This is a genomic window from Streptomyces sp. GESEQ-35, from assembly GCF_017948485.1.
GTDB lineage: Bacteria > Actinomycetota > Actinomycetes > Streptomycetales > Streptomycetaceae > Streptomyces.
In genome coordinates this window covers 52,575-76,989 of record NZ_JAFFSX010000008.1, presented here as the reverse complement: position 1 = coordinate 76,989, position 24,415 = coordinate 52,575, and the positions used below count along the sequence as shown (strand labels likewise).

Here is a 24,415-nt window from a genome sequence, read left to right as displayed (position 1 = left end):
CGCCACCCTCGGCCCGGACGGGAGGACTCCTGATGCCGCACCCGCACCGCCTGCGCGTCCCCGCCCCGCCCGCGCCCCCGCTGACCGGCCCGGCTGCCCTTCGCCGACGCCCCGGGCACACCCGACCCGATCGAGGTGACCGGCCGCTGCCTGCTGGGGTACGGCGGCCGTCGAGCGGGTCGAGTGGCCGGCCGGCCGGTCGTGTGCGGTCCGGCAGGGACAGGGCACGGGATGCGTCCGGCCTATGCTGAGGGCCAGCCGTCACGATGTCGAGGAAACACCCGCCATGACCAGTAGCGCCGTTCCGAAGGGGCGCAGCCGACGGAACTTCGCCGGGGCGCGTCCCGTCATGGACGACGTGGCCCGGCTGGCCGGGGTCTCGAAGCAGACGGTCTCCCGTGTCCTCAACGACAACCCGGCGGTCCGGCCCGAGACCCGCGAGGCGGTCCAGGCCGCGATGCGTACCCTCGGCTACCGCCCGAGCCGCAGCGCCCGGTCCCTGGCGAGCGGCAGGACCCGCATGCTCGGCGTCATCTCCTTCGACGCGGCGCGCTACGGGCCCGCCTCCATCCTCACCGCGATCAACACGGCGGCGCAGGGCGCCGGTTACCTGGTGAGCTCCATCGCCCTCGACACGGCCGACCCCGACACGGTGGTCCGTGCCGTGGACCGGCTGTCGGCCGAGGGCGCGGACGGCGTGATCGCCATCGCCCCGCAGCTGTGGGTCGGCCGGGCCCTGGCGGAAGCCCGCCTCGACACCCCGCTGGTGGTCCTGGAGAACGACCTCCAGGGCGGCCCGCCCCTGGTCACCGCGGACTCCCGCACCGGCGCCCGGGAGGCCACCGGGCACCTGCTCCGCCTGGGGCATGCCACCGTCTTCCACATCGCGGGCCCGACGGGCTGGACCTCGGCCGACGTGCGCCTCGCCGGCTGGCAGGCGACGCTGGAGACGGCCGGGGCCGAGATCCATGCCCCGCTGACCGGCGACTGGAGCGCCGAGTCCGGATACGACCTGGGACGGCAGCTGGCCCGCCGCCCCGACGTCACCGCGGTGTTCGCGTCCAACGACCAGATGGCGCTCGGCGTCCTGCACGCCCTGCACGAGGCCGGGCGGGGCGTCCCCGAGGACGTCAGCGTCGTCGGCTACGACGACATCCCCGAGGCCGCCCACTTCCTCCCCCCGCTGACCACCGTCCGCACCGACTTCGCCGAGATCGGCACCCGGTCGCTGCGGCTGCTGCTGAACCGCATCGACAGCCCCGCCGAGCCGCCCCGTGTCGAGCCGCTCGTCCCGGTCGAACTCGTCGTCCGCCGCAGCAGCGGTCCCTACGCCCGCTCCTCCTGAAGGACCTTCACGTCCCAGGGCCCCAGCGGCACCGAGTCCGGGAACACCGCACCCGACAGCACATCCCGTACGGCCGCCGGCACGGGTACCGACACCTCCTCCCACGACCAGTTGTGCAGGAAGCGGACCCGGCGGCCGTCGCGTGCGGTGGCCGCGGTGGAGGTGACGCCGGGCAGGGTCGGGCGCCATTCGTCCGCCGGGACGGCCCACTGGAACAGGGCGCGGGCGAACTCGGGGTCGGGGACCGTACCGACGTAGGTGATCCGGCCGGCGCCATGGCGGTGTGTGGTGGCCGCGGGCCAGCGGCCGAAGTGCGGATGCTCGTAGGTCGCCAGCTCCTCGGCGTCCTGCGTGCGCAGACCGTCCGCCCAGTGCAACGCGTGGGCGCCGGGCGGGAGTTGGAGCTCGGAGGTGCCGGTCACGGGCAGCGGTGCACTGAAGTTGCTGAATTCGTCGTACGTCACTCCGGCCGCCTCGGCGAGTCGTCCCGGCTGTGCTTCGGTGCGGGCCCTGGCCTCGGGGTCGGCGTAGGCCGTGCGGGGGCCCAGGACCAGGTGGCCGCCGTTCGCCGCGTACTCCTTCAGCCGGTCGAGCGTTTCGTCGTCGGCGGCGTAGAAGGCGGGGGCGACCAGTACGGGGGGCAGTTCGTGGTCGGGCAGTTGGCCGGGGTGGAGGATGCGGGACTGGAGGCCCGCGTCGAAGGCGCCACGGTAGAAGGCGTCGAAGATGGTCTGGTACGACCGTTCGTCCGGGCCGCCGTCGGGGGTGGCGAGCGGCGGTTGGCCCTGGAGCGCCCACTTGCTCGGCGAGGAGTAGAGGAAGGCCACGTCGGCGTCCGGCGTCAGGGCCGTCACCAGGTCGCCCGCTGTCTCCAACTCCTTTCCCAGCACGGCGAGTTCCCGGTACACGCGGCCCGGGCGGCCATTGTGCGGCAGGATGCCGCCCCAGTAGGTCTCGGTTCCGAAGTGCAGGGTGTGCCAGTGCCAGTACTCGATCATCGAGGCACCGCGGGAGATCAGGGCCCAGGCGGCCTGGCGCCACTGACCGTCGTAGGCCGGGCGGTTGTCCCACGGGGCGCCGATGGCCTGCGCGTTGGTCTCCGTGACCAGGTAGGGCTCCTGGCGGGAGGAGTACATGCGGTCCGCGCTGCGGTACAGCGCCCAGGTGCCGTTCGTCGTCCAGCCCTGGTCGTCGCGGCCCAGGTCGGGCAGGGTCAGGGCGTCCTGCATCGTGTAGTAGGGGTTGCCGGCCGTGACGTCCAGGCGCGCGGTCAGCTTGTCGTCCTCGACGGCTCGGCGGTCGTAGGAGATGCAGGTGGTGACGAACTGGCCGGGGCGAGAATACTCGCGCACGATGTCCGCCTGCCAGGCGATGAACTCGGTGGTGAGGCGGGCCTGGAAGCGGCGCCAGGCGAGGTCGTACTGCGGCTGGGCGTTGTTGTCGGGGGTCCACAGGTCGGCCCAGGTCGACAGCCGGTGCGACCAGTAGACCAGTCCCCAGGCGCGGTTGAGGCTCTCCACGTCCCCGTAGTCGGCGCGCAGTTCGTCGGTGAAGCGCTGGAACACGCCGTGGTTGTGGAAGAGTTCGAGGCCGGGCTCGTTGTCGACCTGGAAGCCGATCACGGCCGGGTGGGCGGCGTAGCGGCCGACCACCTTGCGGATGATCCGCTCGGCGTGGAAGCGGAACGCCGGGTGGGTGAAGTCGACCTCCTGCCGGGCGCCCCAGCCGATGCGCTCGCCGGTGCGCCGCTCCCCCGCGATCTCCGGGTACTGGCGGGCGAGCCACGGCGGCACCGCGTACGTCGGTGTCCCGAGGACGACCGAGATGCCGCGCTCGTGAGCGCCGTCCAGCACCGGTTGCAGCCAGTCGAGGTCGAAGCGGCCGTTCTCCGGCTCCCAGGTCGACCACACCGACTCGCCGACGCGGATCACCGTGAAGCGGGCCTCGGCCATCAGGTCGAGGTCGTCCCTGAGGCGCTCGTACGGCTGGTACTCGTGGTAGTAGGCGGCACCGAACAGGACCCGTCGGGGCAGCTCGAACATGCTTCTCCTATACGTTGATCGAGGCGGCGTCAGCCCTTGACGGCGCCCGTGGACAGGCCTTCGAGGAGCTGTTTGCGGAGGAGGACGAAGAGGGCGACGGCGGGCAGGACGGCGAGGGCGGCTCCGGCGAGGACCAGGTCGTACTGGCGCTGTTCGGAGACGAACAGGGTCTGGAGGCCGAGCGGCAGGGTGTACTGGGAACTGTCGGAGACCAGCACCAGTGGCCACAGGAAGCTGTTGTAGCTCTGAAGGAACGTCCATACGGCCAGCGCGCCGAGTGCGGGTCGCAGCAGGGGCAGCACGATGCGCCGGAAGATGCCGAACTCGCTCGCCCCGTCGATGCGGGCGGCCTCCAGCACGGAGTCCGGGACGGACTGCACGATGTACTGCTGCATCATGAAGATCCCGAACGCGGGCGCCACCCATGGCACGATCAGCGCGAACCACGGGCTGCCCAGGCCGGTCTTGACCAGGATCACGAAGAGCGGCACGAGGATCACCGCGAACGGGATGGACAGCGAACTGAACATGACCGCGAACAGCGGCCGTTTGCCGGCGAAGCGGAACTTGGCGAAGCCATAGCCGGCCAGGGCGCACACGAACACCGAGACCACCGTCGCCACGACCGCGACCACGGTGCTGATCACGAACCAGCGCACAAAGGGCTGATCATCTATCAGGGCACGGTAGTTGTGCAGTGTGAACGGGTCGGGGATCAGCTCCGGCGGATAGGCGAAGATGTCGCCGCGCGGCTTGAACGAACCGCTCAGCGCCCAGAGCAGCGGGGCCAGGAAGGCCATGAGCAGCAGGACGAGTGTCGCGTACAGCAGGACGCGGCCGGTCCTCGTGGCGGTGGTGTTCATGAGGTCGCCCTCCCGATGCCGAGGAGCCGGTTGAAGAGCATGCTCAGGCCGAAGACCACGACGAACAGCACCACCGCGGCCGCGGCCGCGTACCCGAACTGCTGGCGCTGGAAAGCGGCCCGGTAGATGAACATCGTCACCGAGAGGGTGGATTCGGCCGGTCCGCCACCGGTCAGCAGATACGGCTCCTCGAAGATCTGGGCCGCGCCGATGAACGAGGTGACGACGACGAACGCGGTCACCGGCTTCAGCGCCGGGAGGGTGACCGTCGCGAAGGTGCGCAGCCGTCCGGCGCCGTCGATGGCGGCGGCTTCGTACAACTCCCTTGGTACGGCCTGGAGTCCGGCCAGGAAGAAGACGGTGAGATAGCCGGTCCAGCGCCACAGCATGACCAGTCCGATACTGATCCTGGCCATGCCGGGGTCGCCGAGCCAGTCGACGCCGCCGGTGCCGAACAGGGCGCGCAGCACGGAGTTCAAGAGCCCGAACTGCCGGTCGAAGATCAGCCCGAAGACAAGCGCGACGATGATCGGCGAGACGACGACCGGGACGAAGTACGCCGTACGCCACAGGTCCCGGAGCTTCAGCCCCCGGGTGTTGAGGGCCTGGGCGATCAGCAGCGCGAGCGGTACGACGACACAGACCGAGATCAGGACGAAGACGCCCGTGTTGCCGAGGGCCCGGTGGAAGCTGATGTCGGTGGCGAGGTTGCGGTAGTTGCGCAGGCCCACCCAGCGCGGGGTGCCCAGGCCGACCCATTCGGTGAGGCTGAGCCAGAGCGAGACGGCGACGGGGATCAGCATGAACAGGACGTAGAGGAGGTAGAAGGGCGAGATGAAGAGGTAGGGCGCCCAGGCATTCTTCGGGCGTGGTCCCGTCCTCGCCGGGTCGCCGTGTGCGCGGGCGGTGCGTGCCTGGCCTGCGGCGGTCGTGGTGGTGGTCATGTCGGGCCTCCCTCCTAGCGTCCGGCCTGGTCGCGGAAGTCCCGCGCCGTCTGCTTCAGCGCCTGACGCGGGCTGAGGTCTCCGTGGTAGGCGCGCAGCAGGTTGCCGGCGAGGACGTCGTAGAGAATCGACTGGTCGGGGCTCTGGTGGAAGGCGGGCACGTCCGGGAGCAGCGAGCGGTAGAGGCGAAAGAGGCGCTGACCGCCGCAGAACTCATCGGTGAGGGCGTTGAGTCGGGGATCCTCGAACACGGATCGGCGGGTGGGGAGGTAGCCGGTCTCTTTGAAGCGGCGGACCTGGCCGTTGTGGGTGAGCCAGGTGCTGAGGAGGAACTCCGTGGCGGCCCGGGTGTTGGCCTCGTCCTTGAGGACGCCGAATCCGGTACCGCCGGCCGCGGCCGTCACCCCGCCGCCCTTGGCGAACCGGGGCAGCGCCCTGACCCGCCATTTGCCTTTCTGCTCGGGCACGTTGGGCAGCAGGCCGTAGTTCTTGTACCAGATGGCCATGGGCAGCCCGATCACCTTGCCCTGCTTCAGGGCGGTCTGCATGGCGGCCCCGTAGTAGTCGGAGATGTCGACGACGAATCCGCTGCGCAGCCCGTCGCACAGGAAGCGCAGCACCTCCTCCGCCTCCGCCGAGTCGAGGACCAGGTTCTGGTCGGCGTCGAAGAAGGCTCCGCCGCGCTGGTAGAGCAGCATCTGGAAGGACTGCACGACCTGGCCGACATCGCTGCCGGCGGTGGAGACGACGCACAGCGAGGCGTCGTGGTCCTGGTGCACGCGGGCGCCGAGTTCGGCGAACTCCTCCCAGGTCGGGACGGCGTCCGGGAGGCCGTACTCGGTGAAGAGGTCGTCGCGGTAGTAGTAGACGACCATCGGGGTGTCCGAGTCGAGGGCGTAGACACTGCCGTCCATGCTGTACGGCGCGGTGCGGGCTGGGAGCAGGTCGTCCTTGAGGCCGGGGACGGCGGCGATGTCTGCGGTGAGGTCGTGCAGCAGACGAGGCGCGATGTCGCCGCGCAGCATCCGCGGGAAGCTGCCGATCTCGAATCCCGCGAGGTCGGGTGTGCCGCGTCCGGCGACGGCCTGGGCCAGCAGTTTGGTGACGAGGTCGGCGGCTCCGGCGCGGGTGACCTTCAGGCCGTAGCGGAACTCGGTGAGCCGGTCGGCGTCCGGGATGCCCTTGGCGAAGAAGGCCTCGTAGCCGGGGTCGTGGGTCCACAGGGAGAGCGTCACGTCTCCGGACGTACGGGCGGTGGTGCTCCCGGCGCCGCAGGCGGCGAGTGCGGCACCCGCTCCCAGTCCCAGGGCGCTGCGGAGCAGGGTTCGGCGTGGTGGGGTGTACACACGTGACTCCTCACGTGGTGCGGCTACGGGGTCACGCGTGCGCGGCCGTCCCGGGCGGCGCACGCGGGCAGGGCGGATCGGGCCGACGGCGGAGTGCCGTCGGCCGTCCCGCCGACGGGTCAGGGACGGGGTGCGGTGGAGGACCGTACGGCCAACTCGACCGCGAGTGCGGCGTGTCGGTCCGGACGGGACGTTCCTTCGATCATGGCGATGAGGGTGTCTACGGCGTGGTCGGCGACGGCGGTGAAGTCCTGCCGGACGGTGGTCAGGGGCGGGGAGAGGTAGGGGGCGGCGGGGATGTCGTCGTAGCCGACGACGCTCACATCGCCGGGGACGGACAGTCCCGCCTCGGCGAACGCCCGCAGGGCGCCGATCGCCATGTCGTCGTTTGCGGCGAACACGGCGGTGACGTCGGAGAGTTGGGCCAGTTGACGGCCGGCCGCGTGCCCGGAGGCCGGGGTCCAGTCGCCCGCGGTGGGCAGCGGCGGCTCGGGGGCACCGGCTGCCGCGAGCGCCTCGCGCCAGCCGCGCAGACGGTCGCGGGCGGCGAACCAGTCCTGCGGCCCGGGAAGATGCCAGACGGTGCGGTGGCCGAGCGCGAGCAGGTGTTCGGTGGCCATCCGGGCTGCCGCCACACCATCGGCGCCGACCACGGCGCCCACCCCTTCGGTGAGCTCCACGCCCTCGCCGAGGCTGACCACCGGCACGTCCGCGCTGAGCCGGAGCGGAGTGCCTTCGTCGATCGGCTCGGACAGGACGATCCCGTCCACGCCCTGCTCCAGCAGCGCCTCGACGGCCACGGACACCCTCCCCCAGACTTCGTCCGGGGGGACCCCCATCTCGCTTCGCTCGCCTTCCAGGGTTCCGGCCAGGGCGAAGGAGTAGCCCGCCCGCTGCATCGCCCGTTCCAGCGCGCTGAGCAGGGCGGACGGTCCGTAGAGCGCGGTGCCCAGTGAGACGACGCCGATCCGCCGGTACCGGCCGAGGAGCAGGGCACGCGCCGCGTTGTTCGGGCGGTAGTCCAGCTCACGGATGACCCGCAGGACGCGGTCGCGTACCTCTGGGCTGACATGCGGTTCGCCGTTGACGACCCGCGACACCGTCTTCTGCGAGACACCGGCGGCCCGGGCGACCTCCGTCATTCCGGGGCCGCGACGGCGTCGTCCGCCCTCGGCTGCGGTGGTCGCCATGCGCCCTCCTCATCTCCGACTACGTAGTCATGCCGGCGCGCAAGCCTGTTGGAAGCGCCTATGACTACGTAGTCATGCCAGTGTCGGGAGTCACAGTGGGCGCGTCAATGGTCGGGACGGCACCAACCAAAAACTCGAATGCACCGGCTCACAGGGCTCTGGGACCATTCCGGGATGTTCGTCCACAGCTCCGAAGCACTGGTAGTACGCCACACCCGCCGGCTTCCCTCCCGCACCGGACCCGCAGGCGAAGGCGCCGTCGCGGCACGGCAGTTCGACGCGGCGCTGATGTCCGTGGGCTTCAAGCTCTCCGCCGAGCTGATGGAGCGGTTGTCGGGGCTGTCGGAGGGAACGGTCGTGGACACGGCCGTACGTACGCTGGGGACCGTCCGCGAGATGGTCGGCGACCATGTCGCGCACAACGTGTACTTCATCGACTTCCCGGCCAACGTGCCCGACACGTTCGACTTCTGGATGCGCTGCATCGCCGAGGCGCTCGCCGACGGTACGTCGCGCGAACGCACGCTGGAGCAGTTGAGCACCGGTGTGGTGAACCTCCTCACCCTGCCGACGTACGGCAACTACCGGCACACATACGCCGAGATGCTCGCCGCGCACGAGGAGCTGATCGGGGCGGCGGGTGACCGGATGACGGTCCTGCGGCCGGGCGGCGACCTGGACGCCGAGGTCACCGCGCTCTACCTGACCCTCGCCGGCAGCACCACGCCGCTGAGCGAGGACCACCTGCGCGACCTGGGGCACCTGGCCGAGCTGTGCGTGCACGGTCCGCAGCCCGAGGCGATCCCGGTGCGGGAGAACCGGGCCATGGTCAACCGGGCCCGTCTGAACGCCGGTTACGACCTGCTGCTGGACACGGTGACCGATGTGCTGCGCCTGGCCTGTGCACTGTCGGACGGGGACGTGAGCCTTCAGGAGCCGACGCGTTTCCGGGGTCTGTCCCGCCGGGTCCGGCGCACGCTGATGGCCGGCCTGGACTCGGTGGTCGCCGAGTCCGAGGCCAAGCTGGCCGACGTACGCACGCATCGCGAGGCCTTCAAGCGGCTCGGTGAGCGTCTGCACCCGCACGAGTACCCTCAACTGGCGCACGCCGCTGACGTGTTCGCCGTCGCGCGGGGTGACAAGCCGGCGCGATCTTTCGACAGCCGGGTCGAGGAACTCCTCGGCCGGAACGACGTCACGGGTGCGGCGGCGCTGCTGACGTCCGCGCCGGGCAGGCTGTTCCGGTCCCTGGACCGGCTGCTGCGCACGGCACTCACTCAGGACGAACGGGACGCCGTCGTCACTGCCGCCGAGCAGGTCGCGCCCCAGGTCTCGGGTCGCGTCGTGCTGTCGGTCCGGCAGCATCTCCACAACCGGCCCGAGGAGTCCGGCGAGCGCCGTGTCTACGTCAACCGCCTCGGCCGCGCCTGGGTCGCCGACGACGAGCGGGCACCTGTGCTTCCGTCGGAACGCAAGCGTCTGATCGCGGCTCTCGACGCGGAGATACGGCGCCGACTCCCGTCGCCGGAACGGCTGTTGGTCGATCCGGACTTCCTCGACGTGGCACTCCCGCTCAGTGGCAAGGCGACTTCGTCAGGGCTCGGGGTGCTGCCCCGTGGCTCGGTTTCGCCGGTCGAGGGCGACCTGCTGCGTTTCTTCGTGCACTGGAAGCAGAAGAACCGGGACACCGACTACGACCTGGCGGCTCTGCTGCTGGCCGCCGACTACTCGACGGTCTCCTGGCTGTCGTACACCCATCTCTCGGACGTCGAGGGTGAGCACTCGGGCGACATCACCGAAGCGCCCGAGGGTGCCTCCGAGTTCATCAACCTGCGGTTGGGTGCCGTGCGCGGCAGCTTCATCGTGCCGCAGGTCGACATCTACTCGGGCGAGGGATTCGAGGAAGTGGAGGAGTCGTTCTTCGGCTTCATGGTGCGCGACGCCGAGCAGCGGGGGCGCCCGTTCGAGCCGCGCACCGTGCGTATGAAGTCCGAGCTGCGCGGGCCGGGCCGGGTCGCGCTGCCGCTGGCGTTCCAGCGTGGGGGCGACGGCCGCTGGCGGGCGCTGTGGCTGCACCTGTACCTCAAGGGCCATCCCTCGGCCAACCAGGTGGAGGGCAACCGTATTTCCGTCGCGACGCTGCTGCGCGGCATCGTCGAGCGGGACCACCTCACGGTCCGCTACCTGACCGACCTGATGACGGACGGAGCGACCGGCACGGTTCTGTGGGACGGCAAGACGGTCCCGGAGGGCCCCGTCACGTACATCGGGTTCGACCGCCCCGACGGCCTGCACCCGGACTCCCGGGTGTTCACGCCGGAAAACCTGCGCGACCTGATCCCGGGCTGACTGCTACGGTCTGTCTCGGCGAGGCCATGAACGGGCTTCCTTCTATTCCAACTCAATGGCTCTAGTCCGTTCGCTTTCCTCGCCCTTGCTCAATGGCCGACCGGGCCGCCGTCAGGGCCTGTTCGGCATAGCTCCGGCCGAAGAGCACCGTGTGCACCAGCAGCGGGAAGAGCTGGTGCAGCCCGACGCGGTCCGTCCAGCCGTCGGCGAGCGGTGTCGTCTCCTGGTAACCGCCCAGCACCAGGTCCAGGTGGGGACAGCCGAAGAGCCGCAGCATCGCCAGGTCGGTCTCACGGTGGCCCCCGTGCGCGGCCGGGTCGATCAGCCACGCGTGTCCGTCGGCAGCCCACAGCACGTTTCCGTTCCACAGATCGCCGTGCAGCCGGGCGGGCGGCTCGGCGGGGCCCGCCAGCTCCGGCAGCCGCTCACAGACCCGCTCGATCACCGCCGCCTCCGCGGAGCGGATCGTGCCGTCGTCGACCGCGGGACGCAGGTACGGCAGCACCCGGTGTTCGGCGTACCAGCCAGGCCAGTCGGTGCCCGGGGTGTTCCGCATCGGTGCGAGCCCGATGTACGCGTCCACCGGACCACCCGGCGGCGGGGCGCCCAACTCGGGCGCCCCGGACGCATGCAGAGCGGCCAGCTCCCGGCCGAAGCGAACCGCCGCCGCGGGGGTCGGTGCGCCGGGCGGGACACGGTCCATCACCAGCCAGTGCCGGTCGTGACCGTGCACCTCCGGTACGCGGACCGTGCCGGCATCGGCGAGCCAACGCAGCCCGGCCGCCTCGGCCTGCGTGGCGGCGGGGCCGTCACCGCGCTTGACCATCACCATGTGGCCACCGTCGAGGGTGACTTCGGACAGCGTCGCGTCGAGGCGGCGTTCGTTCGTCACCGGGCACCCCGTGAGTCGCGCCGCTGCGGCACGCGGGTCCTCACCGGGGCCCGCCGAACCGGGGGTCATGAGCCGGGGTGCCGGCGCACCCGGTTGCTTGTCACGCCGCCCTGGCGGCGCCGAGCACCTCGTCGGCCAGTGGCTTGTCGAGGGCCGCGTGGACCAGGCCGTCCGCCAGCCGAGGCATGTCGCGCTCGCCCACGAATCCGGCCAGCTCCTCCGGCGACGTGGGCAGTCCGAGCCGCCGCGCACCGTCCTGGGCCTTGCGATCGAAGTACGGTGCGAACTCCGGCCACACGCCCTGTACGTCGCGCAGGAAGATATCGGCTCCCGTGGGACCGATCCCCGGTATGTCCAGCAGGGCCTTCTTGGGGTCGGCTTCCTCGCGCAGTCGCCGCAGATCGCCTTTGTAGCGGTCCAGCAGCAGTTCGGCCCCCTTGCCGAGCATGGTCGCGGTCCGCTCGTCGTAGCGGCGGTAGCCGCCCTCGCCGAGCGCGTCGACCCGTTCCTGCCAGGACGCGTCCGCCATCGAGCGAGGGTCGCGCATTCCGGCGTCGAACAGTGCCCGTGCCGCCGCCACCGCGATGTCGGCCTTGATGCGGGCGCTGAGCAGTATCGCCAGCACGAGCGTCTGGTACAGGGGCCCCGGGGTATTGCGCAGCCTGATCCCGGCCTGCGCCGCGTAGGTGCGTTCCTGCCGGTGGAGCAGGGCCCGGACCACCGCCTTGTCGTTCTTCGCGCTCATTGTCAGGCCGCCGATTCAACGGTTTCTACTTCTACGGTCTTCTTCGCAACCCCAAGGTTCCCTTGTCCCAAGGTTCCCTCGGCTTGTCGGATCCGGGTACCCGCTCCGCTTCCGGTCGAAGCGTGCCGCCGGACACCCGGCGGAGTGGGCCGGTCGCCCAGCAGGTACACGCCGCACAGCACGGACAGTGCCACCCCGGTGACCGCGCTCAGCTGACGAGGCAGGTCAAAGGGGAGTGAGTTTCACCGGAGTCTCCTGGGGCACTCGACGCAGTGGCTGAGCGGCCGCGGGTCTGAGGCCGCGGGCACGATGGGACCCGTGCCCGTGGCCTCACCTCTGCCACACCACCCGCACCCACCCGCCGGCCGGCCGCCTCCAGCGAGCGTGCAAAGACATCCGAGCACAGGCCGAGGCGCAGGGTCATGCCGGGTGCTCGCTGACGGTCGGGCCGCCCTCGCCGAGGTGCACGACCGTGCTGGTGTCGTCGGCCCAGCGGGCGGTGAGGACGAGGTGGTCCACCTCGACGGTGACCTGGCCGGTGAGTGGGGGTGGGTCCGTTTCGGCGGTCAGGGAGGCGAGTGCGGCGAAGACGGTGCCGGACCCGTGATCACCGACGGTTCCGGTGAGTTCGGGGAGCAGGGCCCAGGGGCCGTACGCCGTGCCCTGCGGTGCGCGGACGACCCGGCGCGTCTGCCAGCCGTACAGGCCGAGGAACTGGCTGGTCACCTCCGGGCCCTCGATGCGGATCTCATCGGGCTGTTCCGCTTCGGAGGCGGCCTCCGGTGTCAGGGCGACGGCCCAGCCGGTGTGGTGGACGGGCGTTCCGGGCGGCACGCCGATGGTGCGGTGCACGCGCAGTTCGAGGCTGCCGCGCGCGAGCGTCAGGCTCTCGATGCGGGACGACGGCAGGACGGGGCCGCCCTCCGGGAAGACCGGGCGGTGCCACGAGGCCAGCCAGTTCGGGCCGTGGCCAAGGGGGTTGATGCGGATGCGGGCGCTGCGCGTGCCGCGGGCCTCCAACGCGATGTGGTTGTCGGGGGTGTTGGCGGCGCTGGTGGGGCCGGTGCGGGTGGAGTAGGCGAGGCGGGCGTAGAGCGGGTCTCCGGGGGGCCGTTCCGGTTCGCGGGAGTCGAGCTTGTAGCTGCCGTGGTTGTGCAGGCGTACCAGGCCGTCCCGGGTGGTGGTCTGGACGAGCAGTCCGGGGGCGGGCAGGGCGAGTAGGCGGTCGGGGCCCTCCACGGGGGCGGGCGCCTCCGTCGCCGTCCATACCGGGTTCTCGGGCGGGAGCAGCAGGGCCAGGAAGCCCTTCGACGCCCAGTACGGGGAGCCGGGTCCGGAGTAGCGCTGGAGGGTCGCCGCGTGCGGGCCGTACCAGCCGAGGGTGAGGATGCCGTCCTCGGTGAGGGCGCCCCGGTCCAGGAAGTGGCGCAGGGCTCCGCTGAGGATGCGGCGGGTGGTGCCGGGGGCGAGCGGGGTGGTGCCGGTGAGGGCGCCGAGGGCCACGGCGGCGGTCGCGCCGAAGCGGTACGTCAGGGAGCGGCCGTGGTGGATCGGGGCTCCGTTCGTGTCGAAGAGGAGGGCGAAGCCGTCGAGGAACTCGTGCAGGCGGGGGCCGAGTCGGTCGAGCAGGGTCCGGTCCCCGGCGAGGTGGGCGTGGAGGAGGGGGTAGAGGTGCAGGGCCCAGCCGTTGTAGTGGTCGAAGGAGCGGCCGTCGCCGTCCGAGTACCAGCCCTGCCCCTGGTACCAGCCGTCCAGCAGGTCGAGGGCACGTTCGATCGCGCGACGGGTCTCGGCGTCACCCCGGCCGACGGACTCCAGGAACCCTGCGACCGTCAGCGGGAAGAGGTACCAGTTGTTGGGGGCGGGCGCGTGGGTGAGCGCACCGCGCAGCCAGCGCTCGACGCGGTCCTGGTCGGCGGCGGAGAGGGCGTCCCAGGTCCAGGGTGCGGTGAGGCGGAGGGCGAGGGCAACCGAGGCGGACTCCACCATGGGCTGGCCCTGGATGCCGTGGTGCCCGATCTCCGGCCAGGACTCGGTGTCGTCGCGGCCGGGGGTGCGGGTGCCGCGGGCGAGGCCGGCGGTGTAACGCTCCAGGAAGCCGTGCGGGTCCTTGCCGGAGGCTCCGGCGGTGCGGAGCGCGGCCAGCAGGAACGTACGGGCGAAGCCTTCCAGGCCGTCGGAGCGGACGCCGGACTTGGACGGCGGGCCGGGCAGGTCGATGAGGGCATGGCCGGGGGTGGCGTAGCGGAGGGCGGACTGGAGCAAGTGGTCGGCGACGGCTTCCCAGTGGGCGCGGGTGTAGCCGGTGTACGGACTGAGGGTGCGGTCCTCGGGCGGGAGGGGAAGCGGGAGTTCGGGCATGGCGGGGCCACGCCTCCTGTTCGTCTCGGGCGGCCTCAGGCGAGGCGCGCCAGGCGTTCGGGCCGGACGGGGTGGGCGAAGGGGCGGCCGAGGACGTACGACTCGATTTCGGCCAGGGCCAGTTCGGCGAGGCGGCGCAGCTCACCGCCCTTGGAGCCGGCGATGTGCGGGGTGAGCAGGACGTTCGGGCAGTCGTAGAGCGGGGAGTCGGCGGGCAGTAGGTCGGGCTCGGTGACGTCCAGGACGGCATGGAGGCGCCCCGACACCACTTCGTCGGTGAGGGCGTCCTGGTCGACCACGGCGCCGCGCGCGGTGTTGATCAGAGTGGCGCCGGTTCGCAGCCTTGCGAGGAGTTCGCGGCTGACCAGGCCGCCGGTCTCCGGCAGGAGCGGCGTGTGGACGCTGACGACGTCGCTGTGCGCGAAGAGGTCCGGAAGGGGGACCGCCCGCGCCCCGAGTTCGCGGGCTTCGTCGGCCGCCGAAGCCGAGTCCCTCGTGGTCCTGGGAGAAGAGGCTGAGGTAGACCGAGTAGCCGACGGGGATCAGGAACACGGCGACGAGCAGGACCGTGAACGGGGCCAGAAGCGTGACGCAGGCGAGGATCTGCTGGCGGCGTCCGGCGCGGCGGGGACGGCCGGGGTTCGCTTCCGACGGTCGCGTCGCCTTGCGTTTCTCTTCAGAGAGCACTGTGCTCACGGCTGCACCTCAGTTGGTAGTAACCGACAGGCCGAGGCTCTTGAGGTCGGGCAGCGTTCTGCGTTCCCCTTGGCGCAGGGCGCCGATGATGCTGCCGCTGCCGGCTCCGGCCTTGGCGAACCCGTCCTCCACGGAGGTGATCGTGGAGGTCATGCGCGGCCCCCACTGCCAGCGCGGGGAGACCAGCCGGGCGGACCGCTGGAAGAGGCCGAAGATGTCCTGGCCCGAGTAGTAGGCGGTGTCCATCTCCTTGCGGGCCACGGGGACGAGTGCGGGTACGGCGGGGTAGGCGCTGCTGATGCCGCTGGAGAGCTTGGCACGCAGGGCGTCCGGGCTGGTGACCATCCAGGTGATGAACTCCAGTGCCTCCTTGGGGTGTTGGCTGTCCTTGGTGACGGCGAAGGTGGAGCCGCCCTGGGTGCCGAGGGACGGTTTGGCGGGGTCCCACTGCGGGAGCGGCGCGATCGCCCACTTGCCCTTGCCGCCGGGGGTGGAGTTCATCAGCGAGCCGGCCGCCCAGGCGCCCGCCATATAGCCGACGGTCTCGCCGTTCTGGAGGTGCGCCCGCCACTGCTGGCTGTCCACCGGCTCGACGCGCACCAGGTCCTGGTCGACCAGGTGCTGCCAGTAGGCGGCGACCTTGCGGGTCGGGGCGTCGTCCATGGTGATCCGCCAGGTGTCGTCGGCGGTCCGGAACCACTGGCCGCCGGCCTGCCAGGCGTAACCGGCCATGTGCTGGGAGCCGTTGGTGAAGAAGCTGCCGATTCGGGAGCCGGGGTCGGCCTTCTTCAGCGCGCGGGCCGCGGTCTCGAACTCCGCCCAGGTCTTGGGGACTTGGATGCCGTACCGGGTGAACACGTCCTTGCGGTAGAAGAAGACCATCGGCTCGATGTCGACGGGCACGGCGTAGATACGGCCGTCGAGGGTGGTCAGGTCGAGTGCCTGCGGCAGGATCTTGCGGCGTACGTCGTCGGGGAGCAGGTCGGTGAGGTCGCGGGGCACGCCGTCGATGGCGTAGCCGGGCAGCTGGGGGTATTCCATGGTGGCGACGTCGGGGGCGTTGCCGGCGCGGGCGGCGTTGCTGAGCTTGGCCCAGCCGCCCTGCGGGCCGGACGGGACCTGTTCGTAGTCCACCCGGATCCTGTCCTGGCTGCGGTTGTACTCGTCCACGACCTCCTGGGTGCCGCGGAGCGCCGACCAGAAGGTGAGGTGCAGCGGCCCGGTCCCGGCGGTGTCGCTGCCGCCCGAGGAGCAGCCCGCGAGCAACAGAGTGAGGGTGGCGAGGAGTGCGGCTGTGACCAGGCGTGCGCGTGGTCGAGCAGGCATGGGGCCTCCCGCCTCGTTGCTGGGTCACCCAAATCCTGAGCGGAAGACGAAAAAGGCGTCAATACATCGAACAGAAGAAACCGAAGCGGTCAAACGAACAGAGCGCTGTGTCACCGGGCAGAGGTCGGACCCGTGGACCCCCGGACCACGAGGCTCGGCAGCAGCTCCACGTGCCGCGTCGGCCCCGGTCGCAGTCCCTCGCGGGCCGCGCCGAGGCGACGCAGCAGCAGGCCGAGACCGATCCGGCCGAGCTCGGCCTTGGGCGGGGCGACGGCCGTCAGCGGGACCGGTCCCATGTCGGCGACCACGTCGTTGTACGCCACCACCGAGCAGCGCCCCGGCACATCGATCCCGGCCGCCTGCAAACGCTGCACCAGCACCAACGCATCCATGTCGCTGTGGATCAGCACCGCCGTCGCGTCGGTCTTCCGCACCGCCTCCACCAGGTCCGCGGAGCGCGGGTCGGCGGCGGACGGGTCGGGGCCCGCGGTGCGGGAGCTGAGGATCGTACGGCATCCCGCGGCAAGGCCCCGGGCGGCGGTCTGCCCGGCGAACTCCTCGCGGATCACCCGGGCGGTGGGGCTGTCGTCGCGCGCGGCCAGGACGATCCGCCGGTGCCCCAGGCCGGCCAGGTGCTCCAGGGCCAGGTGCACGCCGTACGCGTGGTCCGAGCGCACGGAGTCCAGCGGGTAGATGGCGCTGGTGCGGGCGGGGCGCCGCTCCACCAGCACGGTCGGCACCGACAGGGCGGACAGCCACCCGTGGTCCGCCTCCGTCTCCTCCGCGCGCGTGCGCCAGTGCGGCGACAGCAGCAGCCCGCGCGCACCGCCGTCGAGCGCCTGGCGCACGGCCTCGCGCTCCGCCCCGCCGTCGCCGGCCGCGATGTGCAGCTCGACCCGCAGCCCGGCCTTCTCCGCGGCCTCCCGGGCGCCCTGGACGGCCTCGGTGAGGTACGTGTTGCGCTCGGGCACGATCATGGCGACGGCGTCGCCCCCGGCAGAGTCCGGTTCGGGTACCGGGCGCAGCGACCGGGCCACCCCGTGCCCCCGGCGCACCTCTCCGCGCCGGGCCATGTCCTCGACGTCCCGGCGCACGGTGACGACCGAGACTCCGAACTCGTCGGCGAGATCGGTGATGCGCGCGACGCCCCGCGCCCGCACCAGCTCCGCGATCCGGGTCTGCCGCTGCTCCGCCGACTCCCGCATGCCCCCACCGTTTCCGATCGATTGCCCGCGATATCTTCCATGATACCGATCAATCGATCAGACGAGCGGCGGAACGGTGCACCTGTCACGCGGGCCGGGAGAGGACCGTCGTCAGCGCCTCCCGCAGCAGACGTGTCGCCTCGGCGACATCGGCGGCACCGCTCGGCCGCCGCCAGGCCACATAGCCGTCGGGGCGGACCAGCAGCACACCCTCCTCGTCGATCTCCGCGCGGCGGCTCCACTCGCCGTACGCGTCGTGCGCGTCGCGGTCGACGACGACGCCGCGCAGGTCGAGGCCGAGTTCGCGGGCCAGCGCGTCGGCGGCTTCGGCCCATGGCGTTCCGGCCAGGCCGGTGACGACGGAGAAGCTGCCCTTTCCGACCAGGTCCAGCGTCGAGATACGACCACCCTTGTGGTCGACGAGCCAGGCGTGCGGCAGTTTCGCACCGGGGCGGGAGGTCGGGCGGCCGAAGAGTTCCGCGTCGCCGGAGTCCGTCTCGCCGGTGCCGTCGGGGATGACGGCGGCCGACTCGTAGCGCTGGTTGTGCTCGACGCCGTGGGCGTTGAACTCGTAGTTCTTCAGCTCGATCGCCTCGCGGATGGCCCGTCGCTTCTTGGCCCCCTCCGCATCCGGCTGCCTGGCGGCCTGCAACGCCTTGGTGATGCCCTCCTCGTCGCCTCCGACCACACCGAGAGCCTCGAACAGGGGCAGGAACTGGTCCCTGGAGAGGTTCGCGCGTTCGACGATCTGCCGGGCGACGGGGGCGCGTTCGTCGGAGTAGGTGTCCAGGAGTTCGGGCCCTGCGTGTCCCTTGAGGACGGCCGCCAGCTTCCAGGCCAGGTTGTAGGAGTCCTGGACGGAGGTGTTGGAGCCGAGGCCGTTGGACGGCGGGTGCCGGTGGACGGCGTCCCCGGCGCAGAAGACGCGTCCGGCGTGCAGCCGTGTCGCGTAGGCGTGGTTGACCGTCCACAGGGAGGCGTTGTCGATCCGCACGTCGAGCGCGTCGTCGCCGACGAGGTCACGGACGATCGCTGCCGCCGTCTCGTCGGTCACCTCCGGCGGGGGGTTGTCGATGTCGTAGCCCCAGACGATGAGCCACTCGTTCCAGGGCCGCACCATGCGCAGCAGGCCCATGCCGATGCCGCCGACGTCGGCACCCGGGCGCATGATCCAGTACAGGATGCTGGGACGGTGCTCGACGTAAGGCGTGAGGTCGGCCTCGAAGACGATGTTCATGCTGCCGGCCTTGCCCATCTGCCCCTCCATGGGCAGGCCGAGCTTGTCCGCGACGAGGCTGCGTCCGCCATCGGCGCCGATCATGTACCGGGCGCGTACGGTGTGTTCGGTTCCGCTGGGCCGGTCGCGCAGGGTGGCGGTCACGCCGTCCGTGTCCTGCTCGAAGTCGACGAGTTCGGTGTTGAGCCTGATCACGGCGCCCCGCCTCGCGGCGTTGGACAGGAGGATGGGCTCCAGATAGGTCTGCGGCAGGTCGATCATCCCGCACGGGCTCTGTGCCCCGTACTCGGTCAGGCTCTCGTCCCCGGTGCCCCAGGTGCGGATGCGGCCGATCTCGTCGCCCAGCAGCGAGGTGGCGAACACGGTGTCACCCATCAGGTGGCTCGGTGTGCCCTTCTCCAGGGCCTCCTGCTCGATTCCGAGGTCGCGGAAGACCTCCATCGCACGCTGGTTGGTGATGTGGGCGCGTGGCGTGTCCGCGAGCCAGCCGTACTTGGTGACCAGGTGGGTGCGTACGCCGTAGGTCGCCAGCAGCAGGGCCGCGGTGCCGCCGGCGGGTCCGCTGCCGATGACGAGGACGTCGGTGTCGTAGTGCTCAGGCGTGCTCATGTTCACTGCTCCAGTCGCGCAATGCGGAAGGTGAAGTCGAGCCGACGCCACTCGCCGTCGACCGGCCGGCCGTCGGGCGTCGGCCCGGTACGCGGGACGAAGTCCGTGATCAGGTCGTCCTTGATGCCGAAGACCGTGTCGCGCTGCCCGGGGGCGCCGTCGAGGTAGGCACCGCCGCGGACGAACAGCTGGGTGATCAGGGGCTGGTATCCGGGGGCGTCGATCAGGAAGTGCACGTGCGGTGCGCGGTAGGGGTGGCGGCCCACGGCGGAGAGCATCCTGCCGACCGGGCCGTCGTCCGGGATCGGGTACTCGGACGGGAGGATCGACCAGAACGTGAACCGCCCGTCCTCGTCGGTGGTGAACCGGGCGCGCAGCACCGGCCCGTCCAGATCGGGGAGTTGGACGTCGTAGAAGCCGTCCTCGTTGGACTGCCACACGTCCACGACGGCGCCGGAGACCGGCTCCCCCTGCCGGTCGGTGACCCGGATGTCCGCCCACAGCGGTGTGCCCGTGAGGTCTCCCGCGATGTCGCTGCCGTGTTCGGCGGCGGGCGGTCCGGCCACGTAGAAGGGCCCGAGGATCGCGGACGAAGTGGTCTCGGGCGTACGGGAGTTGGTGAGGGCGTCGACCACACTGGACACACCGAGGGTGTCGGAGAGCAGGATGAACTCCTGCCTGGTGTCGGTGGTGATGTGGCCGGCCTCGGTGAGGAAGCCGATCGCCAGCTGCCACTCCTGCGGGGTCAGGTCGTTGCGGATCGTGTAGGCGTGGAGGGTGCGGGCGAGATCGGTCAGCAGCTGCCGCAGCCGCGGGTTCGTACAGCGGTCGAAGCTCGCCACGACCTCTTCGGTGAGCGGGCGCAGGTCGGGGGCTCCCTCGGGGCGACGGCCCTGCCAGGCGTCCCGCAGCAGGTCCGCCAGGCCGGTCCGGGTCAGCTCGCGCGGGTTCGGATACGGCTGTGAGGCGGCCAGTTCCGCCGCGCGGTCCAGGTCGGACTCGGCCAGGCCGAGATCGGCCAGCGACGTCGGGCCGCCGACCCGGCGGATCAGGTCGAAGACGCCCGCGGGAGCGTCCGGCACGTCCAGGGCGCGCGCGATGCGCTCCATCGCCTCCGGTGCGGCGGGCGCGTTGTACGCCATCGCGTGCGGGAGGACCACGGTGTGGGTCTCGGCATGCGGCAGGCCGAACGTGCCGCCCAGCGTGTGGCAGAGCTTGTGGTGCAGTCCCATGCCGACGGCACCCAGGCAGGTGCCCGCCAGCCAGGCCGCTTCCAGCAGCTCGGCCCGTGCCTCTGCGCCGGAGGGGTCGGCGTGCAGGGCCGGGAGGGCGCGGCCGATGGCGGTGACCGCTTCCAGGGCCATGGCGTCGGTGACCGGAGTGGCGTCCGGAGAGTAGAGGGCCTCCACGGCGTGGGCCAGCGCGTTGATGCCGCTGGTCACCGATGCCGGGACGGGCAGGCCGAGGGTGAGTTCCACGTCGTAGACGACTGTTTCCGGCAGGATCGCGGGCGAGGACCTGGTGGCCTTCCGGCCGTCGACGGTCTCGCCGAGCACGGGGGTGACCTCGGAGCCGGCGTACGTGGTCGGCACGATCACCTGGGGCAGATCCGTGCGGACCGCCAACGCCTTCGCGAGGCCGGTCGTCGAACCCCCGCCGATCGCCACCAGGCAGTCCACGTGCCGCTCGCGCAGGAGGCTCATGGCCTGCTCGGTCACCTCGACGGGAGTGTGCATGGCCGCGCCGGAGAACTCGGCCGCCACCAGGTGGCCCAGGACGTCACGGAGCCGTTCGGTGTCCTTGCGCAGGGCTTGTGACCCACCGGAGAGGAGCATGACCCGGGACCCACCGAGCCGCTCCGCCTCTTCGCGGACCCGATCCAGGGTGCCCGCACCGAAGATCACCCGGCTTGGGCCGGCCGTGTGTACGAAACTCCTCATGAGGCCGCTCTCCATGCTGTGCCGTGTGGGGGTCGGGGCTGTGCTGTGCGGGGATCGGGGCGCGTCTGCCGCAGTATCCGTACCCGGTGGCGCGTCGCGCCTGCACAAACGCAGCATCCCGCTGCACGAAAAGAGCGAGAGGTGCCGCCGCTTGCCCGTCTGTGCGCAGGGCCGGGAGACTGGGCGTGGCGCGAAGGAGGGCCGCATGAGCGAGATGGGACTCGGTGACACCCACGGCATTCTGGCCCGGCCGGGTGTGTGTCCCGTCCGCAGCAGCGCGGGGCTCGGCTGGGAGCGGCTGTTCGTGTCGACCCAGCGGGAGCTGCCGTACCGGGACGCGTTCGGCGGAGCCGACAGCCACCTGCTGATCCTGCACCTGGACGGTCCCGTGACCGTCCGGAGGGGACGGCGGGGACTGACCTCGGCACGGCAGGTGCCCCCCGGCGGTCTGTTCCTGCATCCGGCCGCCACGGAGCTGGACGTGGAACTCGGCGGGCATCTCAACACGGTGCACGTCTACCTGTCGGACGCCGCTCTCCAGGCGACGGCGGACGAAGGGCGGCCCGTGCGGTTGAAGGAGGAGTTCGGCAGCACGGACCCGCTGCTGGAACAGCTCGTTCTCGCGCTCGACGGTGTCGTACGGCGCTGGGAGCCCGGCGGCGCCGCCTACGCGGACCAGCTCGCCCTCATGACCGCGGCCCAGCTGGCGCGCCGGCACAGTGTGCGGCACCGCGACGCCGAGCCGACGGGACGTCAAGTCGGCCTCAGCGCCCGGCAGTTCGCGGCCGTGCGGGAACTCCTCGACGCCCGGCTCTCCGAGCCGCTGTCCTTGGAGGACCTCGCCTCGGCCACCGGCCTGAGCGTCAGCCAGTTCGCCCGACGGTTCAAGGCCCGCACGGGGTGTCCTCCGCACCGGTACCTCGTGCGACTGCGCGTCGAGCACGCGACCCGGCTGCTGCGTGCGGGAAGCATGCCGATCGCGCAGGTCGCGGCGGCGTGCGGCTTCTCCCACCAGGAACACCTGACCAGGGTGCTCCGCTCCCACCTCGGTACGACACCGGCCGCGCTGCGCCGCGAGGGCTGACGGTCCTCACACGTCGAGCCCGCCACGCCTGACCAGCTGGCTCGCGATGACGTTGCGCTGGATCTCGTTGGTGCCCTCGCCGACGATCATCAGCGGGGCGTCGCGGAAGTAGCGCTCCACGTCGAAATCGGTCGAGTAGCCGTAACCGCCGTGGATTCGGACGGCGTTGAGGGCGATCTGCATGGCCGTCTCGGAGGCGAACAGCTTCGCCATGCCCGCCTCCATGTCCACCCGGCGACCGGCCTCCGCCTCCCGGGCCGCATACAGGGTCAGTTGCCGGGCGGCGGTCAGTGAAGTCGCCATGTCCGCCAGGTAGTTGCCGATCGACTGGTGCTGCCAGATCGGCTTGCCGAACGACTCCCGTTCCTGCGCATAGGCGAGCGCGTCCTCGAATGCCGCCCGGCCGACGCCGAGGGCGCGGGCGGCGACCTGCAACCGCCCTGTCTCCAGGCCCTTCATCATCTGCGCGAAGCCCTTGCCCGCCACGCCGCCCAGTACGGCGTCGGCCGGAGCCCGGTGGTCCTCGAAGGACAGCTCACAGCTCTCCACCCCCTTGTAGCCGAGTTTGGGCAGGTCACGGGAGACGGTGAGGCCGGGGCCGTGCTCGACGAGCAGGATCGAGATGCCCTTGTGTGCCGGGCTCGCCTCCGGGTCGGTCTTGCAGAGCAGTGCGATGAGCTGCGAGCGGCGGGAGTTGGTGATCCACGTCTTGGCTCCGTTGATCACATAGCCCTCGGCATCCTTGCGGGCGACCGTGCGCAGCGCCTGGAGATCCGAGCCACCGCCCGGCTCGGTCAGCGCCATGGTCGCGCGGACCTCGCCCGTGGCCATCCTCGGCAGGTACCGCCGCTTCTGGTCCTCGGTACCGAAGTGCAGCAGCAGCTTGGCGACCACGGTGTGCCCGCCCATCGCTCCGGCCAGGCTCATCCAGCCGCGGGCCAGCTCCTCGGTGATCAGCACGTAGCAGGGGGTCGAGACAGGAGTGCCGCCGTACTCCTCCGGGACGGCAAGGCCGAAGACACCCAGCCGCTTCATCTGCTCGATGAGGGCTTCGGGGTAGGTGTCCGCGTGCTCCAGCTCCCGGACGACCGGCCTGACCTCCTTGTCGACGAAGTCGTGCACCGTGCGCACGATGAACTGCTCGTCCTCGGACAGGATGTCGAGGGTGCTCATGAACGCCTCCGGACGTGGGTTCGACCCCTGGAGTAGCATCATGAGCGATCATGACAGCCGGTGTGGAATAGCAAATCGTGATGGAGCCATTCCCGGTGCGGATGACCGTGGAGGGGCCGTGGACGTCAAACAGCTCAAAGCACTCGTCACGGTCGCCGAGGTCGGCAGCGTCACCCGGGCCGCCGAGCTGCTGCATCTGGTGCAGCCCGCCGTCACCCGGCAGATCCGCACCCTGGAACAGGAGCTCGGTGTCCCGCTCTTCGAGCGCACCCGGCAGGGCATGCGGCCCACCGAGGCCGGAACGGTCATGGTGGACAGGGCTCGGCGGGCCCTGAACGAGCTGGAGCGGGCCCGCGCCGAGGTACAGCCCGTTCCCGGTGCGGTGACCGGTATCGTCACCGCCGGCCTGCTGGAGAGCACGGTCGACCTGCTGGCCGAGCCCCTCGTCTCGGCCATCGCCAGGGATCATCCCGGCATCGAACTCCGCCTGATGACCGCCTACTCCGGGCACCTTCAGCAGTGGCTCGACGACGGGGACCTGGACCTGACCCTGCTGTACAACCTGGACAGCACTCCGTCGCTCAACGCCCGTCCGCTGGTGCGCGAACACCTGTGGGCGGTCGCTCCCTCCTCGGCCGGGCTGCGGGCCGACCGACCCGTGCCCTTCGCCGAGGCGGCGGCCCATCCTCTGGTCATGCCCGCGTCCGGCCATGCCCTGCGCGCCCTGATCGACGCCGCGGCGGCACGGGCCCGGGCCTGCGTCGACGTGGTCGTGCAGACCAACTCCATGCGGGTGCAGAAACAGCTCGTCCTGGCCGGGCACGGCTGGACCGTCCTGCCGGGCGTCGGCATCGCCGAGGACGTCGCCAACGGCACGCTCAGCGCCGCGCCGCTGTGCGAGCCCGACGTCCGGCGGTCGGTCGTACTCGCCACGGCCCGGTCCGGACGGACGCCGCCCGCCGTGGACGTGGTCGCGCGGGAACTCGTACGGCAGATCAACACGGCTGTGGCGCAGGGCAGATGGCCCTCCGCGCAGTCGCAGGGCGAGTGAACCTGCGCCCAGGCAGA

At 71.2% G+C, this 24,415-nt stretch carries 17 protein-coding genes and 1 pseudogene; 4 read left to right on the top strand and 14 right to left on the bottom strand.

The genetic code is table 11. The features are described from left to right. Positions 1-286: 286 nt before the first annotated feature. Positions 287-1,345, top strand: a complete 1,059-nt coding sequence (locus KCH87_RS17515) for a LacI family DNA-binding transcriptional regulator (RefSeq protein ID WP_210587046.1) — start codon at positions 287-289, stop codon at positions 1,343-1,345. Here KCH87_RS17515 and KCH87_RS17510 read toward each other — a convergent pair. The 5 genes from KCH87_RS17510 to KCH87_RS17490 all read right to left on the bottom strand — a co-directional run bounded on the left by KCH87_RS17510 (position 1,327) and on the right by KCH87_RS17490 (position 7,730). Continuing rightward, positions 1,327-3,387 (bottom strand): beta-galactosidase, encoded by a 2,061-nt coding sequence (locus tag KCH87_RS17510; protein ID WP_210587045.1) that lies wholly within the window; start codon positions 3,385-3,387, stop codon positions 1,327-1,329. The two genes, KCH87_RS17515 and KCH87_RS17510, sit on opposite strands and share 19 nt — an antisense overlap. A gap of 29 nt (positions 3,388-3,416) precedes the next feature. After that, a complete protein-coding gene (locus KCH87_RS17505) occupies positions 3,417-4,250 on the bottom strand; it encodes a carbohydrate ABC transporter permease (RefSeq protein WP_210587044.1) in 834 nt (277 codons plus the stop codon). Then, on the bottom strand, positions 4,247-5,194 hold the full coding sequence (locus KCH87_RS17500) for a carbohydrate ABC transporter permease (protein WP_247196378.1): 948 nt from the start codon (positions 5,192-5,194) through the stop codon (positions 4,247-4,249). The genes KCH87_RS17505 and KCH87_RS17500 overlap by 4 nt, the downstream gene beginning before the upstream one ends. Before the next feature lie 14 nt (positions 5,195-5,208). Further along, positions 5,209-6,540, bottom strand: coding sequence for an extracellular solute-binding protein (locus KCH87_RS17495; RefSeq protein WP_308298847.1), 1,332 nt, complete (start codon positions 6,538-6,540; stop codon positions 5,209-5,211). A gap of 119 nt (positions 6,541-6,659) precedes the next feature. Further along, positions 6,660-7,730: a LacI family DNA-binding transcriptional regulator gene (locus tag KCH87_RS17490; RefSeq protein ID WP_210587043.1), complete on the bottom strand. Its 1,071-nt coding sequence runs from the start codon at positions 7,728-7,730 to the stop codon at positions 6,660-6,662. Between the two features lie 174 nt (positions 7,731-7,904). On the opposite strand from KCH87_RS17490, the gene KCH87_RS17485 reads away from it, so the two are divergent. Continuing rightward, positions 7,905-10,079, top strand: coding sequence for a hypothetical protein (locus KCH87_RS17485; protein WP_247196377.1), 2,175 nt, complete (start codon positions 7,905-7,907; stop codon positions 10,077-10,079). Between the two features lie 61 nt (positions 10,080-10,140). Here the strand turns inward: KCH87_RS17485 and KCH87_RS17480 are convergent, their stop codons facing one another. From KCH87_RS17480 to KCH87_RS17445, 8 genes and pseudogenes are all read right to left on the bottom strand, one after another. After that, positions 10,141-11,040 (bottom strand): fructosamine kinase family protein, encoded by a 900-nt coding sequence (locus KCH87_RS17480; protein WP_210587041.1) that lies wholly within the window; start codon positions 11,038-11,040, stop codon positions 10,141-10,143. 31 nt (positions 11,041-11,071) lie between these two features. Continuing rightward, entirely contained in the window at positions 11,072-11,716 is a 645-nt protein-coding gene (locus KCH87_RS17475) for an endonuclease (RefSeq protein ID WP_210587040.1), read from the bottom strand. A gap of 420 nt (positions 11,717-12,136) precedes the next feature. After that, positions 12,137-14,077, bottom strand: coding sequence for a DUF2264 domain-containing protein (locus tag KCH87_RS17470; RefSeq protein ID WP_210587039.1), 1,941 nt, complete (start codon positions 14,075-14,077; stop codon positions 12,137-12,139). A gap of 35 nt (positions 14,078-14,112) precedes the next feature. After that, positions 14,113-14,550: pseudogene (locus KCH87_RS17465) on the bottom strand (NAD(P)-dependent oxidoreductase); the annotation flags it as partial. A 232-nt stretch (positions 14,551-14,782) separates the two neighbouring features. Next, positions 14,783-16,099 (bottom strand): ABC transporter substrate-binding protein, encoded by a 1,317-nt coding sequence (locus KCH87_RS17460; protein WP_210587038.1) that lies wholly within the window; start codon positions 16,097-16,099, stop codon positions 14,783-14,785. A gap of 110 nt (positions 16,100-16,209) precedes the next feature. Further along, on the bottom strand, positions 16,210-17,304 hold the full coding sequence (locus KCH87_RS17455; protein WP_210587037.1) for a LacI family DNA-binding transcriptional regulator: 1,095 nt from the start codon (positions 17,302-17,304) through the stop codon (positions 16,210-16,212). Between the two features lie 85 nt (positions 17,305-17,389). Beyond that, positions 17,390-19,150, bottom strand: coding sequence for an FAD-dependent monooxygenase (locus KCH87_RS17450; RefSeq protein WP_210587036.1), 1,761 nt, complete (start codon positions 19,148-19,150; stop codon positions 17,390-17,392). Positions 19,151-19,152: 2 nt separating this feature from the next. Next, complete coding sequence (locus KCH87_RS17445; RefSeq protein ID WP_210587035.1) at positions 19,153-21,090, bottom strand: maleylacetate reductase and hydroxyquinol 1,2-dioxygenase domain-containing protein; 1,938 nt, start codon at positions 21,088-21,090, stop codon at positions 19,153-19,155. Between the two features lie 205 nt (positions 21,091-21,295). Here KCH87_RS17445 and KCH87_RS17440 point away from each other — a divergent pair, with 205 nt between their 5' ends. Continuing rightward, positions 21,296-22,174: a helix-turn-helix domain-containing protein gene (locus KCH87_RS17440; protein ID WP_210587034.1), complete on the top strand. Its 879-nt coding sequence runs from the start codon at positions 21,296-21,298 to the stop codon at positions 22,172-22,174. Positions 22,175-22,180: 6 nt separating this feature from the next. Here the strand turns inward: KCH87_RS17440 and KCH87_RS17435 are convergent, their stop codons facing one another. Beyond that, on the bottom strand, positions 22,181-23,347 hold the full coding sequence (locus KCH87_RS17435; protein WP_210587033.1) for an acyl-CoA dehydrogenase family protein: 1,167 nt from the start codon (positions 23,345-23,347) through the stop codon (positions 22,181-22,183). A 118-nt stretch (positions 23,348-23,465) separates the two neighbouring features. Between KCH87_RS17435 and KCH87_RS17430 the strand changes: the two genes are divergently transcribed. After that, the gene (locus tag KCH87_RS17430) at positions 23,466-24,398 is read left to right on the top strand and encodes a LysR family transcriptional regulator (protein WP_210587032.1); all 933 of its coding nucleotides are present in this window, start codon (positions 23,466-23,468) and stop codon (positions 24,396-24,398) included. Positions 24,399-24,415 lie beyond the last annotated feature (17 nt).

Excerpts from the sequence above, each read along its gene's own strand:
- KCH87_RS17485 (WP_247196377.1), top strand. The coding sequence starts at position 7,905 with ATGTTCGTCCACAGCTCCGAAGCACTGGTAGTACGCCACACCCGCCGG.
- KCH87_RS17500 (WP_247196378.1), bottom strand. The coding sequence starts at position 5,194 with ATGACCACCACCACGACCGCCGCAGGCCAGGCACGCACCGCCCGCGCA.
- KCH87_RS17440 (WP_210587034.1), top strand. The coding sequence starts at position 21,296 with ATGAGCGAGATGGGACTCGGTGACACCCACGGCATTCTGGCCCGGCCG.
- KCH87_RS17515 (WP_210587046.1), top strand. The coding sequence starts at position 287 with ATGACCAGTAGCGCCGTTCCGAAGGGGCGCAGCCGACGGAACTTCGCC.
- KCH87_RS17470 (WP_210587039.1), bottom strand. The coding sequence starts at position 14,077 with ATGCCCGAACTCCCGCTTCCCCTCCCGCCCGAGGACCGCACCCTCAGT.
- KCH87_RS17455 (WP_210587037.1), bottom strand. The coding sequence starts at position 17,304 with ATGCGGGAGTCGGCGGAGCAGCGGCAGACCCGGATCGCGGAGCTGGTG.
- KCH87_RS17490 (WP_210587043.1), bottom strand. The coding sequence starts at position 7,730 with ATGGCGACCACCGCAGCCGAGGGCGGACGACGCCGTCGCGGCCCCGGA.
- KCH87_RS17480 (WP_210587041.1), bottom strand. The coding sequence starts at position 11,040 with ATGACCCCCGGTTCGGCGGGCCCCGGTGAGGACCCGCGTGCCGCAGCG.
- KCH87_RS17505 (WP_210587044.1), bottom strand. The coding sequence starts at position 4,250 with ATGAACACCACCGCCACGAGGACCGGCCGCGTCCTGCTGTACGCGACA.
- KCH87_RS17450 (WP_210587036.1), bottom strand. The coding sequence starts at position 19,150 with ATGAGCACGCCTGAGCACTACGACACCGACGTCCTCGTCATCGGCAGC.
- KCH87_RS17460 (WP_210587038.1), bottom strand. The coding sequence starts at position 16,099 with ATGCCTGCTCGACCACGCGCACGCCTGGTCACAGCCGCACTCCTCGCC.
- KCH87_RS17475 (WP_210587040.1), bottom strand. The coding sequence starts at position 11,716 with ATGAGCGCGAAGAACGACAAGGCGGTGGTCCGGGCCCTGCTCCACCGG.
- KCH87_RS17445 (WP_210587035.1), bottom strand. The coding sequence starts at position 21,090 with ATGAGGAGTTTCGTACACACGGCCGGCCCAAGCCGGGTGATCTTCGGT.
- KCH87_RS17435 (WP_210587033.1), bottom strand. The coding sequence starts at position 23,347 with ATGAGCACCCTCGACATCCTGTCCGAGGACGAGCAGTTCATCGTGCGC.
- KCH87_RS17510 (WP_210587045.1), bottom strand. The coding sequence starts at position 3,387 with ATGTTCGAGCTGCCCCGACGGGTCCTGTTCGGTGCCGCCTACTACCAC.